Origin of the sequence: Microbacterium salsuginis (assembly GCF_012524205.1) — a bacterium.
GTDB classification, from domain to species: domain Bacteria; phylum Actinomycetota; class Actinomycetes; order Actinomycetales; family Microbacteriaceae; genus Microbacterium; species Microbacterium salsuginis.
In genome coordinates this window covers 28,281-43,784 of sequence record NZ_JABACI010000001.1, presented here as the reverse complement: position 1 = coordinate 43,784, position 15,504 = coordinate 28,281, and the positions used below count along the sequence as shown (strand labels likewise).

Here is a 15,504-nt window from a genome sequence, read left to right as displayed (position 1 = left end):
TGGGGTAGAGCTTCCACGCTAGTCCTGGCGCAGGAAGCCCGCACCCGAGAGATTGCTGGGATCGAAGTCAGCGCGTGTCCGGGCCGAAATGCAGCTCTCGGCGCACCAGCCGCGCGGCCACGTCACTCAGACGCAGTCCGTGCCCGCGCGCATACGTGCGGATCAGAGTGAACGCCTCGTCCACGGGAACGCCCGCGGTGAACGACACGACCCCCTTGGCCTGCTCGATCAGCACGCGGGAGTTCAGCGCGGTCTGCAGCTGGGTCGACAGGACCTCGGATTCGCGCAGGGTCCGCTCGTGGAGGATGCCGATCGTCGCGACGTCGGCGAACGCGCGCGCGGCGGCCACATCGTCGTCGGGAGGTGACCCCGGTGTCGACCGCAACAGGTTGAGCGTGCCGATCGTGACGTCGCGCAAGCGCATCGGTATCGCTTCGACGGCGGCGAACCCGTTGTCCAGCGCGGTCCGGCGGAACTCGCTCCAGATCGCGGGCGCATCCTCGATGTTCGGCAGGGACACGCGGTCGCCGGTGCGATAGCTCTCGATGCACGGCCCGGCCTCCGCGCCGACTTGCATGACCTCGACCAGCTGGGCGGCCTCGCTGGTCGACGCGATCAGTTCGAGCACGCCGGTGGAGTCGGCGAGCAGGATGCCGGCATCCGTCGTGTCCAGCAAATCGCGGCACGCGTCGACCAGGGTCTGCAGCAGCTCGACGACGTCGTAGTCGTCGACCAGGGTGTCGGCGAGGATCGCGAACGTCTCGAGGAGCCGAGCCTCGCGCGTGAGCGCTGTCATGTCGCCGCCTCGATCCCCGATTCCTGGCGGACGAAGCGCAACCGTCCCTCCACGATGTCTTTCGACACCTGCAAGGCGCTCGCGCCGGTCCCGAAGGCGTGGGCCTGGATCACGAGCAGTGCGTCTTCGGGCGAGAGCCCGAGTTGCGCGAGCACGATGCCGGTCGCCTGGTGGACCACGCGGCGGGAGTACGGCTTGGCATCGGCTGGAGTGTCGGCCTCCAGGCTCGAGAGGGCATCGCGCAGCACGTGGCGCCCGATGATCTCGGCCAGCGCCGTCGCCTGGCGGATGTGGCCGTCGTCGAGCGCCAGCTTGCTCCGTGAGTAGAGATCGACCGCCCCGAACCTCAGGTCGCCAACGACCAGGGGGAGGGCGAACATCGAGGCGATCTCGTCCCGAGCGGCCCCCGCAGCCACGAAGCGCGGCCATCGACGTGCCCCGTCGCTGCGGAAATCCGGCTCTGCGACGAAGCTCGCGCCCCCGACGACCTCCCAGCAGGGCCCTTCGCCCAGGTCGAACTGCAGCTCGTCCAGACGCGCCGCGACGTCATCCGTCGCCGACACCGTCTCGCTGCCGATCACCCGGCCGACGGTCGAGACCGCTGCGCCCGTGACGGGCAGCACCGCGAGGAACGACGAGCTGAATCGCTCGGGGCGGTCGGCCGACCGCTCGAGTTCTTCGAGGGTGATGTCGAATGCGTCAGTCATGGCAAGTCCTCCCACGCTACAGCGAACCTCGGTCAGGATCGCGCCCAATCGGGCATTCCCAGGTGAGGGGCCGAAGGGGGTGAACCGGATGGGCACCATCGTGGACGGCACCGTCGCGAATGGCACCGCGGCGGATGGCACGGTCGCCAGCGCTGCCGTCGAAAAGGCGCCGGCCGCACGTGAGAGCATTGCGAGGTTGGTTCCGGGTTCAGGACGGGTATGCGAGACGGGTTCGAGGCGCTCTACCGCGCGCAGTACGCGGCGGTGCACCGTTTCGCGACCCGGCGGCTGAGCGGCCCGGGCGTGGACGACATCGTCGCCTCGACGTTCGAGCTCGCATGGCGGAAGCTGCCCGACGACCACCCGCAGCCCGTGGGCTGGCTCATTCGCACGGCGGGGAACCTCGTCAAGGCGGAACTGCGCCGGCAGGCGCGTGAGCGGCGTGCCCTCCGCGACGCGGACCTCAGGGGCGCTTCAGACGAAGACCGGAGCGCACTCGACACCCTCGACCGGCTGCTCGGCCAGCTCCCGAGCGCGCAGCGCGAGATCCTGCAGCTCGCCTACTGGGATGGACTGACCGCCGCGCAGATCGCGGTGGTGCTGGGGTGCTCGGAGCAGGCGGCGTGGAAGCGGATCAGCCGCGCGAAGGCGACTTTGCGGGCCGCGTGGCCGACGGATCCCCCGAGCGACAGAGAGGAGGCCGAGACCTATGCGTCGGAACGAGATGGATGATGAGGAGCTCGGCCGCCTGATCCGCGCGCTCGACCCGGCGCGGCACCTGAGCGAGGACGAGCTCGCCGAACGGCAGGAGCGCACCTGGGCGCGCATCACCGCCGCGATCAATGCCGACGCCGCCGGCGCTGACAGGCAGGCACCGGGCCGGCGCACGCGCCGCGCCCGTCTGTGGTGGGGCGTGTCGCTGCCGGCGCTGGCGGCCGCCCTGGTCGCCGTGGTGGTCGTGCTGGTCGTCAACCCCTTCGCCGTCCCCGCGCCCGCGGCGGCACAGGGCCTGCCTCCGCTGCGATACGAAGCATCCGATCTCACTCTCGAACAGCATCTCGAACGCGCGCGCGACCGGCTGGCGGAGAGCCCCGGTCCCGCCGAGCCGTTGCGCGAGGCGACGACGATCGCGTGGTACGCCCACATCACGATGGACGGCCCCGACAAGGGCACTGTCATCTCCCCGGAGGTGATGACCACGACGTGGGAAGAGAACCTCGACATGCGCATCAAGGTCACCGCCGGACGCTCGTACGTCGTCGGCGAGGGCGAGCAGCCGCCGACGCGAGAGGACCTCGCGCCCGAGGGATCCGTGCTGCGCGATGACCAGATCCCCGGCGAGCAGATGATGATCGACGGTGAGCCGCTGCCGTTCCTGGTGCCGGGGAGCGGGCTGGACTTCTACCGCGCCTACGTCGCCGAGGCCGTTGCGATGTCCGAAGGCGATACCACCGGGGCGCTGCGAGCCGTCGAGGACCTCCTCAACCACTGGACCCTCACCAACGCGCAGCAGGCCGATCTGCTGAGTGTGCTGGGCGAGTACCCGGAGCTCCGGCTGCTCGGCCTCACCCAGGACCGCGCCGGGCGTGAGGTGTTCGGCCTCTCGGCCGTCTCCGGCGACGGGGGCCACGAAGAGGTGCTGCTGGTCTCGAGCGGGACGGGCCACATCGTCGCCAGCGAGACCATCTACCTCGACGACGATCCCGAGGTGCCGTTGCCCACGGGGTCCGTGATGAGCTACCAGCTCTGGGGTGTCGACCCCGACACTCGCTGATCGCTGCGGTACCACGATCCCGGCCATGAGGCAACGCCGTGGCGGGTCCTCCGCGGCAGGCTCAGGCTGGGAGCATGGTCTTTCTCGGCTACCACGCTTCCCACGAGCAGATCCCTCCCTCGCAGCTGCTGGCAGACGTCCAGGAGGCGGAGCGCGTCGGCTTCGACGGAGCCATGTGTTCTGACCACCTCGCACCGTGGGGCCTCGCGCAGGGGGAGTCCGGGTACTCATGGAGCTGGCTCGGCGCGGCGCTGGCGACGACGTCGTTGCCGTTCGGCACCGTGACGGCGCCGGGCCAGCGGTACCACCCCGTGATCGCCGCGCAGGCGATCGCGACGCTGGGCGAGATGTTCCCCGGGCGCTTCTGGCCGGCCCTGGGCAGCGGCGAGGCGCTCAACGAACACGTGACCGGCGACGCGTGGCCCCCTAAGGGCGAGAGGCAGGAACGACTGCTGCAATCGGCAACCGTCATACGGCGCCTCCTCGCGGGTGAGCGTGTCGACCACGACGGCATGTTCCAGGCGCACGACGCGCGCGTCTGGAGTCGGCCCTCGCAAGCGCCGCCCCTGCGTGCGGCCGCGGCCTCCGCGCCCACCGCGGCGTGGGCGGCATCGTGGGCCGACGGTCTCATCACGGTCGGCCACGACCCCGATGCCGTCGGCGGGATCCTGGCGGCCTACCGGGATGCCGGGGGCACCGGCCCGTGCGCTGTCCAAGTGCACGTCAGCCTGGCCGGAAGCGAGACCGAGGCGCTGCGGATCGCGACCGACCAGTGGCGTCACTCCACCGCGCCGGCGGAGCTGATGTGGGACATCATGCAGCCGGAGGAATTCGACCGGGTCTCGGATCCGGACGACGTCGACGCACTGCGCCGGGGCGTGCTCGTTTCCGCCGACGAGAGCGAAGTGGCGCAGCGCGTCGCCGCGCTCGCCGCGACCGGCGCCGACGAGGTGTTCCTGCACCACGTCGGCAAGGACCAGAGCGACTTTCTCGCGCGCTGCGGGGAGGGCCTGCTCGCAGCGATCCGCGGGCTCTCGTGAAGGTCGCCGATACCGGCGATCTGTGGTGGAAGACCGCCGTCATGTACGGCCTCGACGTCGAGAAGTTCGCCGACTCGGATGGCGACGGCATCGGTGACTTCTCCGGACTCGTCGACCGCGTCGACTATCTGGCCGATCTGGGCGTGACCTGCATCTGGCTCATGCCGTTCTACCCGACCCCTGACCGCGACGACGGCTACGACGTCACCGACTTCTACGGCGTCGACCCGCGGCTGGGCAGTCATGGCGACGTGGTCGAGTTCCTCCGTACGGCGCGGAGCCGCGGCATCCGGGTCATCATCGATCTCGTCGTGAATCACACCTCGGACCGGCATCCCTGGTTCCTGCAGGCGAAGCGCTCCCGCGCCTCGAAGTACCGCGACTATTACGTATGGCGCGACCGGCCGACCCGCGATTCGGCGAACACGGTTTTTCCCGGCGAAGAGGACAGCGTCTGGGAATGGGAGCCTCGCACCGAGCAGTACTTCCTCCACACCTTCTACCGGCACCAGCCCGACCTCAACCTCGCGAACCCGCACGTGCGCGACGAGATCGCGAAGATCATCGCGTTCTGGCTCGCGCTCGGGGTCGCCGGGTTCCGCATCGACGCCGTGCCGTTCCTGCTCTCGGCGCCGGGCGCGCCGGATGAGGCCGACCCGCATGAGTTCCTCCGCGACGTCAAGCGGTTCACACGGCGCCGGTCGAGTGAGGGGATGCTGCTGGGCGAGGTCGGCCTGCCCCACCGCGATCAGTTCGTGTACTTCGGCGGCACGCGCGGCGACGAACTCGACGCGCAGTTCGACTTCACTCTCACGCAGTCGCTGTTCCTCGCGCTGGCACGCCAGGATGCCCGGCCCCTTGAGCGTGCACTGCGGTCCCGTCCCGCCACCGACGAGCCGGTGGCTTGGACCAACTTCCTTCGCAATCACGACGAGCTCTCGCTCGAGATGCTGCGCGAGCCCGAGCGGCAGGAGGTGTTCGAAGCGCTCGCACCGGACCCGTCCCAGCGCATCTACGGCCGCGGCATCGTGCGGCGACTGGCGCCGATGCTGAACGGGGACCCGCGGCGACTGCACCTCGCGTACAGCCTGTTGTTCTCGCTGCCCGGCAATCCTGTGCTGCACTACGGCGAAGAGATCGGGATGGGCGAGAACCCCGAGCTTCCCGGACGGCAGGCGATGCGCACGCCGATGCAATGGACTCCGGGACCAAACGGCGGCTTCACGACGGCCCCGCCCTCGCGGCTTCCCGTCCCGTTTCCCACGGGCGGATATGCGCCGGATCTCGTCAACGTGCGCAACGAGCGCCAGGATCCCGGCTCGCTCATGCACTTCATCAGCAAGCTGGCGTTCCGCTATCGCTCCACGCCCGAGATCGGCTGGGGCGATTACGACATCATCGACACCGGCCAGCGCAGCGTGTTCGCACACCGCATCACGGCCGACACCGGCACTTTCGTCGCTGTGCATAATCTGGGCGACGCCGCGACGACGGTGACGATCGAGGACACCGGCGCGAACGCGCTCACCGATCTGCTGTCACCGGGCGTGCTGCGGTCCGAGGCGGGCCGGCTGACCCTTCACATGGAGGGGTACGGGTTCCGCTGGCTGCGGGCCGGGGAGGACGGATGACAGGTGCCGGCCATGACGGTCCGGCACCTGCCAGCGCGATGGATGCTGCGGCCGGAGTCACTCCGAGATTTCGGCGACCGTCTCGCCGGTGTCTTCGGGCGCGAGTGCGAGCGCCACGTCGGCCTGGCTGATGATGCCGACGAGGTCGTGGCCGTCGATGACGGGCAGGCGGCGCACCTGGTGGCGCTTCATCGTGTCCAGCGCCTCGACGATGTCGTCGTCGGCCCCGATCGTGATCGGCTTGCCCTCGCCCAGCGAGCCGGCGCTCGTCGTCGCAGGGTCGCCGCCCTGCGCGAGGCACTTCACCACGATGTCACGGTCGGTGAGCATGCCCTTCAGCCGCTTGTCCTCCCCGCAGATCGGCAGGGCGCCGACGTCGAGCGACGCCATCAGGCGTGCCGCATCGACCAGGGTCTCGTTCTCGCCCACGCAGCGCGGGTCGGGGGTCATGATGTCACGGGCGACGGTCATGGTCTGCTCCTCTCGGTTCGGCGCTGCCGTCGCGACCCGTGCGGACGGTCGCTCCGGCACTGTTCGTCAGCGACGCTACGGACGCGCGAGGCCCGAAGCGCAGGGGGTTGACACCCCGCTCCAGCGCGCGTAGCGCGGACTCGGCCCGGGAGCGTCGCGGCGTCCCGCGGGGACTATCCCGGGCGGGGCCGATGTGTCAAGCCCCTCGCCCCGGCTGCCGAGGCGGCGCATCCTTCTTTCAGGAGGTTCGCCATGGCCCATACCTCGAGTGGTCGACGCACCGTCGCACCGACCGAACACGAACGGGACGCGGCGCGGACCGCCGACCCGGAACGGGGAACCGACCGCGCAGCGGCGAATGAACGGCCGCCCGAAGCGGCCGAGCGTCGGCGCTTCGAGCGCGCGCGACCCATGCCGGCAGATCGGCACGAGTAGTCGTGCGCACAGGAGGAAGAAATGTACCGTGACGATGTCCATCAACTGGCGCTCGTGCCGCTGGCCGAGCGTTCGTGGCGGCTCTGCGACCGCAGCGTCGCGCGCAGCGACGCCGCCAGCATCGTCGCCTACGTCGAACTGCTCGACAGCGGCCTGTACGAAGTGGTGTGGGTCTCGATCGGTTTCGGCGTCGCCCGTTATCCGTCGCTCGAGGGGATGTTCCGGGCTGCGGTGCAGATGGTCGAGCGCTCTCGCGGAGCCGGGTCCCTCAAGCCCGAGCCGATCCCGCATCGTCCGCCCGCGCACGCCTGACCGGGACGTGTCCGTCGCCGGTGGCAGGATGGGCGCATGCCAGAGTCACCCGAGGTCGATGCGCTCGCCGGATTCCTCGACGCTGCCGCATCCGGCCGGCAGATCGATGCCGTGGACGTGCTCGAGTTCCGCATCGTCAAGACGCGGGCGACTACGCCCGCGACGCTGATCGGCCGGACGATCACCGGCGCTGCGCGCCACGGCAAGCACATCGAGCTGAAGCTCGGCGACGAGAGCCTCGTCGTGTCGCTCGGGCGGCACGGCTGGATCCGCTGGGTCGAGGGTGAGCGTGACGCGATCGAGGCCGACCCGGATCAGCCTCCATCGCTCGCGACGTTCGAGCTCTCGGGCGATGCGGCCATGCAGATGACGGATGCCGGCACCTGGGTCTCGCTCGGACTCTTCGTCGTGCGGGATCCGGCCGAGGTCCCGGCGGTCGCCAAACTCGGCCCGGATCCCGCCGATCCGGGCTTCTCGCGGGCGGCCTTCGACGCCGCGCTGGGTGGGCGCCGCAAGCAGATCAAGGCGATCCTGCAGGAGCAGGAATCGCTCGCCGGGATCGGCAACGCCTACTCCGACGAGATCCTGCATGCCGCGAAGATCTCGCCGGTCGCCCACGCCGCCGTCCTCGGCGACGAAGAGCGGCAGCGGCTCTTCGAGGCGACCGTCGCCGTGCTGCGGGGAGCGATCGAAGCTCGTCGCGGCATCCCGATCGATCAGCTGAAGGCCGCCAAGGTCGCGGCGATGCAGGTTCACGGCCGCACGGGTGAGGCGTGTCCGGTATGCGGTGGCACGGTGCGCGACTTCACCTTCTCGGGCGCCTCGGCGCAGTACTGCCCGACGTGTCAGACCGGTGACGCGCCACTGTGAGGTCGGTGTCGTGATGACGTGCGCGGCCGCGTCGACGTGGCGCGGGTAGCATGGTCGCCATGACGACGTCGCAGCTCCCGTCCCCGGTCACCCTCCAGCCCGTGCCGGATGACAAGAACCTTCTCACCGTGGTCGAGTCGTCGGACTCCTGCTGCGGTGGCGGCAGCTGCAGCATCGGCTGACGCGCCCCACCGGGGAACCCACGCCGTGACCGACGAGCAGCTGCGGGTGACCCCGCGACTGGCCCGCGTCCTCATGTCGGAGGAGGCCGTCTACGGGCTCATCCTCGTGTCGGGGATGATCGTCGTGAGCGGCACCATCGTCGGCACGTCGGTCAACGCCCTCGTCACGACGGCCGTGACGGTGGTGGTCTTCTTCCTCGCCCACGTCTACGCCGGCACGCTGGGTCGCCTCGCGATGACCGACGGCAAGGCGGGGCTCGGAGAGAGCCTGCTCGCGTCGGCCCGTCATTCCCTCGGGCTGCTGGTGGCGTCGGTGCCGCCTCTGCTGATCCTGCTGCTCGGTACCACGGACCTCATCGACGACACCCTCGCCATCTGGCTCGCTCTCATCGTCAACACCGTGATGCTGGGTGCGCTCGGCTGGATCGCGGTCGCGGCGTGGAGCACCCACTGGACCTCACGGCTGCTGGGCGGTGTCATCACCGCGGCGTTCGGCGGCATCCTGATCGCTCTGAAGGCGACTATCCACCACTGACGTCGCGCCGGCGCGTCGCCGTTCGCAGCGCAGCGGACAAACCGGGACTGAGCCCAGGGACGTCGTCGACCGGCACCGCCAGCGCCAGGAGCGCACGGCTGAAGTAGTTGCGGGCGGCTGCCGCGAGGGTGATGTCTACGATCTGACGATCGGTGAACCCCGCGTCGCGCAGCCGCAATGTGTCGGCGTCGGTCATGGTCCCGGGCGCGACCGACAGCTTCTCGGCGAACGCCACGACGGCCGCGTCCGCTTCGTCCAGTCCTGGGGTGGTACCCGTGCGCGCGAAGCGCTCCAGCTGGTCCTCGTCGAGAACGCCGGCGCGCAGGGACTTGCGGGCATGGGCGAGGAGGCAGTGCGGCGATCCGATGGCCCGTGCTGCGGCGAGTGTCGCCAGCTCGTACGTGCGCACGCCGATGGAGGGCACGATCGCGCGCACGAGAGCGACGAACGCCTCGTGCGCCGCAGGATTCACGGCCATCGCGCTGGTGTACGCGAAGACGAACCCGTCCGCGCGGAGGTCTTCGTCTAACATCTCGGCGGCGTGACCCGTCGCTTCGTCGATGGCGGGTGTGCTGACGATCATCGGAACCTCCGGTCGGCGCGCGGGGCGGGCATCCAGGATGACGGATGCCCCACCCCCGCGTCGAGGGGTGGGGCATCCGTTCCGATCAGTTGCTCTCCGGGTGGGCCGGCGGCTCAGTGCGCGACGGGAGCTCCCATCGGCTGGTCGGCCGGCTTGCGGATCAGGAACGCGCCGACCAGAAGCGGCAGTGCGAGGATCGCGGCGACGAAGAACGCCGCCTGCGTGCCCGCCGCTTCGGCGGCGATCTCGCCTGCGCCGCCCGCGGCGGCCGCGGCGCTCGCTGCCGACATGACGCCGAACATGAGCGCGATGCCGGCCGCACCGGCCACCTGCTGGACCGTGCCGAGGACCGCGGAGCCGTACGAGTAGAACCGGGGCTGCAGTGAGCCGAGCGACGCGGTGAACAGCGGTGTGAACGACAGTGCGAGGCCGAACGAGAGCACCGTCTGCGCGACCGCGATCAGCAGGACCGGCGTGTGGGCCGTGAACGTCGTGTAGAACCACAGCATGGCCGTGGTGATGACGGCGCCCGGGACCAGCAGGACCGTCGTGCCCCAGCGGTCGTAGATGCGGCCGATGACCGGACCTGCCAGACCCATCGCCAGCGCGCCGGGAAGGACGACCAGCCCGGTGACGAGCGGGTTGACCTCGAGAACGCGCTGCAGGTACAGCGGAACGACGGTGATGGCGCCGAAGAACGCCATCGACATGATGGCCATCTGGGCGATCGACAGCGAGAAGTTCGCCGACCGGAAGACCCGCAGGTCGAGCAGCGCGTCGTCCTTTCGCTGCAGCAGCACCTGACGCCAGCCGAAGAGGCCGAGCGAGATCACGCCGACGGCCAGCGCCGCGACGAGCGTCGCGTTCGACGTGGCCGTGGCGGCCGCGGCCTCGGCGCTGGTCCCATGACCGCCTCCGCCGAGCTGGCTGAGTCCGAACACGAGACCGCCGAACCCGAGGGCGGACAGGATCACCGAGAGCACATCGATGGGGGCGCGTGTGGTCTCGCCGAGGTTGTGGATCCATCGGGCGCCGACGACGAGTGCCACGACGGCGATCGGCAGGACGACGCCGAAGATCCAGCGCCACTCGAACGCGCCCAGCAGCGCACCGGCGAGTGTCGGGCCGATGGCCGGAGCCAGCGACATCACGATGCTGACGCGGCCCATCATGCGCCCGCGGATCGCCGCCGGAACGACGGTCATGAGCGTGGTCATGAGGAGCGGCATCATGATCGCGGTGCCGGATGCCTGCACGATGCGGGCGACGAGCAGGACCGGGAAGCCGGGCGCGAGGAACGCCACGAGCGTGCCGGCCGAGAAGAGGCCCATCGCCGCGACATACATCGTGCGGGTGGTGAAACGGCGCAGAAGGAAGCCGGTGATCGGGATGACGACGGCCATCGTCAGCATGAAGGCGGTCGTCAGCCACTGCGCGGCGAGCGCGGTGATGCCGAGGTCGTCGATGAGGTGCGGGATCGCGACGCCCATCGTGGTCTCGTTGAGGATGGCGACGAACGCAGCTGCGAGAAGCAGCCAGATGACGCGGCTCTCCTCACGTCCCAGTGTCGGGACGGTCGCCGCGGCGGCGGGATTCACAGCTGGCATGCTGCCTGTTCCGGGAGTGGTGTCGATGGCGGCCATAGGTCGTCTCCTCGCGGCTCGGATGGACAGCAAAACGCCACCCGAGGGATGGCAAGCCTCCACGATAACGACGGGCGCCGACATCGCATTCCCGATTCCGGGAAACGGATCGTGAAATCCGGCGGATCAGTCCTCGAGCGTCTCGTCCTGTGCGGACTCGTCCCACTTCTCGGAGCCGATCGCGTCGGTCGCGTGCGGCGTCGGCTCGCGCTCCTCGACGCTCTTGGGCATCGGGTTGACGACCTCTTCGTGCGGGATCGCCTGGAGGGCGTCGATCTCTTTGCGCAGCTCCGCGAGGTCGCTGCCGTCGTGCTCGGGGGTGCCGGACGTCGAGGTCATGGCGTCAGCCTAGCGCCGCCGATCCGGTTCGGGCAGCCACGGCCGCCGCGTCCGGGGGCCTCGTTAGGCTGGCGTGCGTGAGCATGCGCGGTGGCGGAGGCGGCGGTGGTGGCGGAGGCCATCCCGGATTCCGCCCCGTCGACAACGAGGCGCAACGACGGCTGAACGCCGAGGCACCGAAGATCCCCCACCTCGGGCGCCGCGTGGTCGCGCTGTTCCGTCCGTACCTGTGGTCGATAGCGATCACGGGCGTGCTCGTCGTCGTGGGTGCCGGGATCGCCGTGATCCCGCCACTGCTGGTGCAGCGCATCTTCGACGACGCGCTCTTCCCCGTCGATGGCGGAACACCCGACATCCCGCTGCTGTGGCGACTGGTCGGGCTGATGATCGGGCTCTTCCTCCTCTCCGCCGCCCTCGGGGTGCTGCAGACGTGGCTCACCTCCACGGTCGGCAACCGCGTCACCGGCGACCTGCGCGTCAAGCTGTTCGATCACCTTCAGGCGATGGAGCTCGGGTTCTTCACGCGCACGAAGACCGGCGTCATCCAGTCACGCCTGCAGAACGACGTCGGCGGCGTCTCGGGCGTGCTCACGAACACCGTGACGAGCATCCTCGGCAACACGGTCACGGTCGTGGCCTCGCTGGTGGCGATGATCCTGATCGACTGGCGGCTCACGATCATCGCCGTGGTCATGATGCCGATCCTCGTGATCGTGCAACGGCGGGTCGGGCAGGTGCGGGCCCGCATCGCGGGCGAGACGCAGGAATCGCTGTCGGAGCTGACCTCGATCACGCAGGAGACCCTGAGCGTGTCGGGCATCCTCCTCTCGAAGTCGTTCAACCGGCAGCGCACCGAGTCGACGCGTTACGCCGACGAGAACCGCAACCAGGTGCGGCTGCAGGTGCGCCGCGCCATGAGCGGGCAGGGCTTCTTCGCCGTCGTGCAGGTGCTGATGTCGAGCGTGCCCGCGGTGATCTACCTCGTGTCGGGCTACTTCATCGTGGGCGGCACCGACGCCATCACCGCCGGCACCGTCGTCGCGTTCACGACCGTGCAGGCGCGTCTGCTCATGCCGCTCATGGGCCTGATGCGGGTCTCGCTCGACCTCCAGACCTCGGCGGCGCTCTTCGCCCGCATCTTCGAGTACCTCGATCTCGTCCCCGCGATCCGCGACGACCCGCACGCGATCACGGTGGACGAGGCGCCCGGCCCGATCGGACGCATCGAGTTCCGCGACGTGGTCTTCCGGTATCCGGATGCCACCGCCGACGCCCGTCCGACGCTCAGCGGCGTCTCGTTCGTGGCCGAGCCGGGGCAGCATGTCGCGTTCGTCGGCCCGTCCGGCGCCGGCAAGACAACGGTGCTGTATCTGACGCCCCGGATGTATGAGGCATCCGACGGCGCCGTCCTGTTCGCGGGGGAGGACGTGCGGCGCCTGCGACAGGAGTCGATCATCGACCACGTCGGCATCGTGTCGCAGGAGACCTATCTGTTCCACGCGACGATCCGCGAGAACCTGCGGTACGCCAGACCGGACGCGACGGATGCCGAGCTCGAGGCCGCGTGCCGCGCGGCCAACATCCACCACGTCATCGAGCGGTTCGAGAACGGCTACGACACCGTCGTGGGAGAACGCGGCTACCGACTGTCGGGCGGCGAGAAGCAGCGCATCGCGATCGCCCGCGTGCTGCTGAAGGACCCTCCGGTCCTGCTGCTGGACGAGGCGACGTCGGCGCTGGACACGGTATCGGAGCGCGTCGTGCAGGAGGCGCTCGACGCGGCGGCGCGCGGGCGCACCACACTGTCGATCGCCCACCGCTTGTCGACCGTGATCGCCGCCGACATCATCCACGTCGTCGAGGCGGGCCGTATCGTCGAGTCCGGCACGCACGCGTCGCTGCTGGCCGCGGGAGGACTCTACGCCGAGCTCGCCGCGCAGCAGCTCGCGACGACCCGGGTGCTCGACACCGAGCTCGACATCGCCGGGTCGGTTCCGCCGGCCGACCACGCCGAGCGCCGCGCCGACGCCGCACCCGACGTCGTCTGAGCCCCGGTCACCACAGGCGCGCCGCGGCGATCGCGGTCGCCGCCGGCTCTGCCGGCGTGTGACCGTCAGCTCGGTCCCACAGCTCGCGCACGAATTCGCCGAGAGCCCGCCGGTAGGCGTCATCGGGGTGGTCCTTCGCGAGGGCGACGAGCGGCGGAACGTCCATCGCGAGGACGAGCCGTATCCGGGCGGCCGCCGCACGGGCCTGGCCGGCCGCATCCAGCACCGCGATGCCCCCCGCGAGCGCCTCGAGGTAGTCGCGCAGCACCGGCAGCTCGTCCTTGTGCTGGGTGATGGAGGACCCGTCCGCTCGCTCGCGCCAGTGCACGATGACGTCGGGGATGACATCGAACGCGCGTGCCCTGGTGTACATCTGCTGGGCGACGATCTGGTCCTCGTACATCTTCCCGACCGGGAAGTGCAGGTCCGCGCGCCGCCAGAAGTCGGTGCGGCTCACTTTCGACCAGGCGACGATGTTGCCGGAGGCCTCGGGGTGGACCTCGAGCGTGATGCCGGACCGAGCCGGATCCGTGGCGGCGATGACCCACGGCTGCACGACGCCCGCGGCGTAGCCGCCCGCGGCATCCGGTCGCAATCGCACATAGGCGCCGAGCGCGAAGTCGCTGCCGCTGCCGGCGAGGGTCCCCACCAGCCGGTCGAGTGCGTGCGGCGTGTAGAGATCGTCGGCGTCGAGGAAGGCGACGAACGGCGTGCGCACGCGTTCCAGACCGGTGTTGCGTGCGGCGCCGAGCCCCCGCCTTTCGCGATGATGCACGACCTCGAAGCGCGGATCCGCGGCTGCCGCGGCGTCGAAGATCGCGCCGGTGGCGTCTGAGGAGGCGTCGTCGACGAGGACGGCGGTCCACTGGCTCAAGGTCTGCGCACGAAGCGAGTCGAGCGCCTCGCCCGCGTACTCCGCGACATCGAACCCGGGCACGACGACGGTCACGAGGGGCGCGGTCAGGGAGGGACTCGGCGAGGTCACGGGCCCGATTGTACGGCTGTGACCGATGCCGCGACCGCGTCGGCGACGGCATCGAGCGGCTCGCGCAGCGCGTGCGCGAACGTGAAGCGCACCGCTGTCTGCGCGACGGCGGGCGTCACCCCGATCGCCACGAGCACGTGCGAGGGCTCGTCGCTCCCCGCGGCGCATGCGGAGCCGCTCGACGAGACGACGCCACGCCGTTCGAGTTCGAGGAGGACTGCTTCTCCGCTCGTGCCTGCGAACGTGAAGCTCGCCGTGCCCGGCAGGCGATGGACGGGATCGCCGGTGACGGCGGCCGACGGCACCGTGGCGAGGACGCGCGCGATGAAGCGGTCGCGGATCGCCGAGACGCGGGCGGATGCCTCGGCCCGCTCGGCCTCGGCGAGCTCGAGCGCCGTCGCGAAGCCGACCGCCCCGGCGACGTCCTCCGTGCCGCTGCGACGTCCGCGTTCCTGACCCCCGCCGTGCATGAGCGGCTCGAGGGGGATCCGTCCGCGGACCGCCAGCACGCCGGTGCCCTTGGGGGCGCCGAGCTTGTGTCCGGCGAGCGAGATCGCGTCGAATCCGAGCTCGGCGGCCGACAGCGGGAGCCATCCCGCCGCCTGCACCCCGTCGAGGTGGAGCGGTACACCGTGCTCGTGTGCGGTCGCGGCGAGGGCCGCGGCATCCTGAATCGTTCCGATCTCGTTGTTCGCGTAGCAGATGCTCACAAGTGCCGTGTCGCCGGTCACGGCGCGGGCGAACGCGTCCGGATCGACCCGGCCGTTCGCGTCGACGGCCACGCGGGTCACTGCGAAGCCGTGGAGGCGCTCGAGGTAGGACGCGGACTCGAGGATGGACTCGTGCTCGATCGGCGTCGTCACGAGGTGACGCCGGCCGAGGGACTGCCACACGCCCAGTCCGATGCCCTTGACCGCGAGGTTGTTCGCCTCGGTGCCGCCCGAGGTGAAGACGACATCGCCGGTGCGCATGCCCAGAACGCGTGCGACCCGCGCGCGGGCATCCGCCAGGGCGTCCGCGGCGGCCTCACCCACGGTGTGATGGCTCGAGGGATTGCCGAACCAGCGCGTGAGGTAGGGCATCATCGCGTCGAGCACTTCCGGCCGCACCGGCGTGGTGGCGGCGTTGTCGAGATACAGCATGCTCGGGGCCC

The 15,504-nt window shown here is 70.1% G+C and carries 17 protein-coding genes; 9 read left to right on the top strand and 8 right to left on the bottom strand.

The window, feature by feature from the left end; translation table 11 throughout:
• Positions 1-67: 67 nt before the first annotated feature.
• On the bottom strand, positions 68-796 hold the full coding sequence (locus HF576_RS00195; protein ID WP_168910788.1) for a GAF and ANTAR domain-containing protein: 729 nt from the start codon (positions 794-796) through the stop codon (positions 68-70).
• The gene (locus tag HF576_RS00190; protein WP_168910787.1) at positions 793-1,503 is read right to left on the bottom strand and encodes a GAF and ANTAR domain-containing protein; all 711 of its coding nucleotides are present in this window, start codon (positions 1,501-1,503) and stop codon (positions 793-795) included. Before HF576_RS00190 ends, HF576_RS00195 begins: the two co-directional genes overlap by 4 nt.
• Before the next feature lie 219 nt (positions 1,504-1,722).
• On the opposite strand from HF576_RS00190, the gene HF576_RS00185 reads away from it, so the two are divergent.
• The 4 genes from HF576_RS00185 (at position 1,723) to HF576_RS00170 (ending at position 5,948) form a co-directional block, all read left to right on the top strand.
• Complete coding sequence (locus HF576_RS00185; protein ID WP_168910786.1) at positions 1,723-2,235, top strand: RNA polymerase sigma factor; 513 nt, start codon at positions 1,723-1,725, stop codon at positions 2,233-2,235.
• Positions 2,213-3,277 (top strand): hypothetical protein, encoded by a 1,065-nt coding sequence (locus tag HF576_RS00180; protein ID WP_168910785.1) that lies wholly within the window; start codon positions 2,213-2,215, stop codon positions 3,275-3,277. The genes HF576_RS00185 and HF576_RS00180 overlap by 23 nt, the downstream gene beginning before the upstream one ends.
• A gap of 74 nt (positions 3,278-3,351) precedes the next feature.
• Complete coding sequence (locus HF576_RS00175; protein ID WP_168910784.1) at positions 3,352-4,317, top strand: TIGR03885 family FMN-dependent LLM class oxidoreductase; 966 nt, start codon at positions 3,352-3,354, stop codon at positions 4,315-4,317.
• Positions 4,314-5,948, top strand: coding sequence for an alpha-amylase family glycosyl hydrolase (locus tag HF576_RS00170; protein WP_168910783.1), 1,635 nt, complete (start codon positions 4,314-4,316; stop codon positions 5,946-5,948). Before HF576_RS00175 ends, HF576_RS00170 begins: the two co-directional genes overlap by 4 nt.
• Before the next feature lie 57 nt (positions 5,949-6,005).
• Here the strand turns inward: HF576_RS00170 and HF576_RS00165 are convergent, their stop codons facing one another.
• Positions 6,006-6,419, bottom strand: coding sequence for a CBS domain-containing protein (locus HF576_RS00165; RefSeq protein ID WP_168910782.1), 414 nt, complete (start codon positions 6,417-6,419; stop codon positions 6,006-6,008).
• Between the two features lie 456 nt (positions 6,420-6,875).
• Here HF576_RS00165 and HF576_RS00160 point away from each other — a divergent pair, with 456 nt between their 5' ends.
• Genes HF576_RS00160 through HF576_RS00150 form a run of 4 tightly spaced genes read left to right on the top strand, consistent with a single transcriptional unit; the run spans position 6,876 to position 8,753 of the window.
• Positions 6,876-7,166 (top strand): hypothetical protein, encoded by a 291-nt coding sequence (locus tag HF576_RS00160; protein ID WP_168910781.1) that lies wholly within the window; start codon positions 6,876-6,878, stop codon positions 7,164-7,166.
• A 36-nt stretch (positions 7,167-7,202) separates the two neighbouring features.
• Positions 7,203-8,036: an Fpg/Nei family DNA glycosylase gene (locus tag HF576_RS00155; RefSeq protein WP_168910780.1), complete on the top strand. Its 834-nt coding sequence runs from the start codon at positions 7,203-7,205 to the stop codon at positions 8,034-8,036.
• A 59-nt stretch (positions 8,037-8,095) separates the two neighbouring features.
• Entirely contained in the window at positions 8,096-8,218 is a 123-nt protein-coding gene (locus HF576_RS20510) for a hypothetical protein (protein WP_277348797.1), read from the top strand.
• A 25-nt stretch (positions 8,219-8,243) separates the two neighbouring features.
• Complete coding sequence (locus tag HF576_RS00150; protein ID WP_168910779.1) at positions 8,244-8,753, top strand: hypothetical protein; 510 nt, start codon at positions 8,244-8,246, stop codon at positions 8,751-8,753.
• Here HF576_RS00150 and HF576_RS00145 read toward each other — a convergent pair.
• From HF576_RS00145 to HF576_RS00135, 3 genes are all read right to left on the bottom strand, one after another.
• Positions 8,740-9,336 carry a carboxymuconolactone decarboxylase family protein gene (locus tag HF576_RS00145; RefSeq protein WP_168910778.1) on the bottom strand — a complete coding sequence of 199 codons (597 nt, stop codon included), beginning with the start codon at positions 9,334-9,336 and terminating at the stop codon, positions 8,740-8,742. The genes HF576_RS00150 and HF576_RS00145 overlap by 14 nt on opposite strands.
• A 113-nt stretch (positions 9,337-9,449) precedes the next feature.
• Positions 9,450-10,979: a DHA2 family efflux MFS transporter permease subunit gene (locus HF576_RS00140; RefSeq protein ID WP_205834594.1), complete on the bottom strand. Its 1,530-nt coding sequence runs from the start codon at positions 10,977-10,979 to the stop codon at positions 9,450-9,452.
• 126 nt (positions 10,980-11,105) lie between these two features.
• Entirely contained in the window at positions 11,106-11,318 is a 213-nt protein-coding gene (locus tag HF576_RS00135) for a hypothetical protein (RefSeq protein WP_168910777.1), read from the bottom strand.
• 83 nt (positions 11,319-11,401) lie between these two features.
• On the opposite strand from HF576_RS00135, the gene HF576_RS00130 reads away from it, so the two are divergent.
• Positions 11,402-13,366, top strand: a complete 1,965-nt coding sequence (locus HF576_RS00130) for an ABC transporter ATP-binding protein (RefSeq protein WP_168911995.1) — start codon at positions 11,402-11,404, stop codon at positions 13,364-13,366.
• A 7-nt stretch (positions 13,367-13,373) separates the two neighbouring features.
• Here HF576_RS00130 and HF576_RS00125 read toward each other — a convergent pair whose 3' ends face one another.
• Positions 13,374-14,330 carry a glycosyltransferase family 2 protein gene (locus HF576_RS00125; RefSeq protein ID WP_168911994.1) on the bottom strand — a complete coding sequence of 319 codons (957 nt, stop codon included), beginning with the start codon at positions 14,328-14,330 and terminating at the stop codon, positions 13,374-13,376.
• Positions 14,331-14,347: 17 nt separating this feature from the next.
• A complete protein-coding gene (locus tag HF576_RS00120) occupies positions 14,348-15,493 on the bottom strand; it encodes a cysteine desulfurase family protein (RefSeq protein WP_168910776.1) in 1,146 nt (381 codons plus the stop codon).
• Between the last annotated feature and the right edge of the window lie 11 nt (positions 15,494-15,504).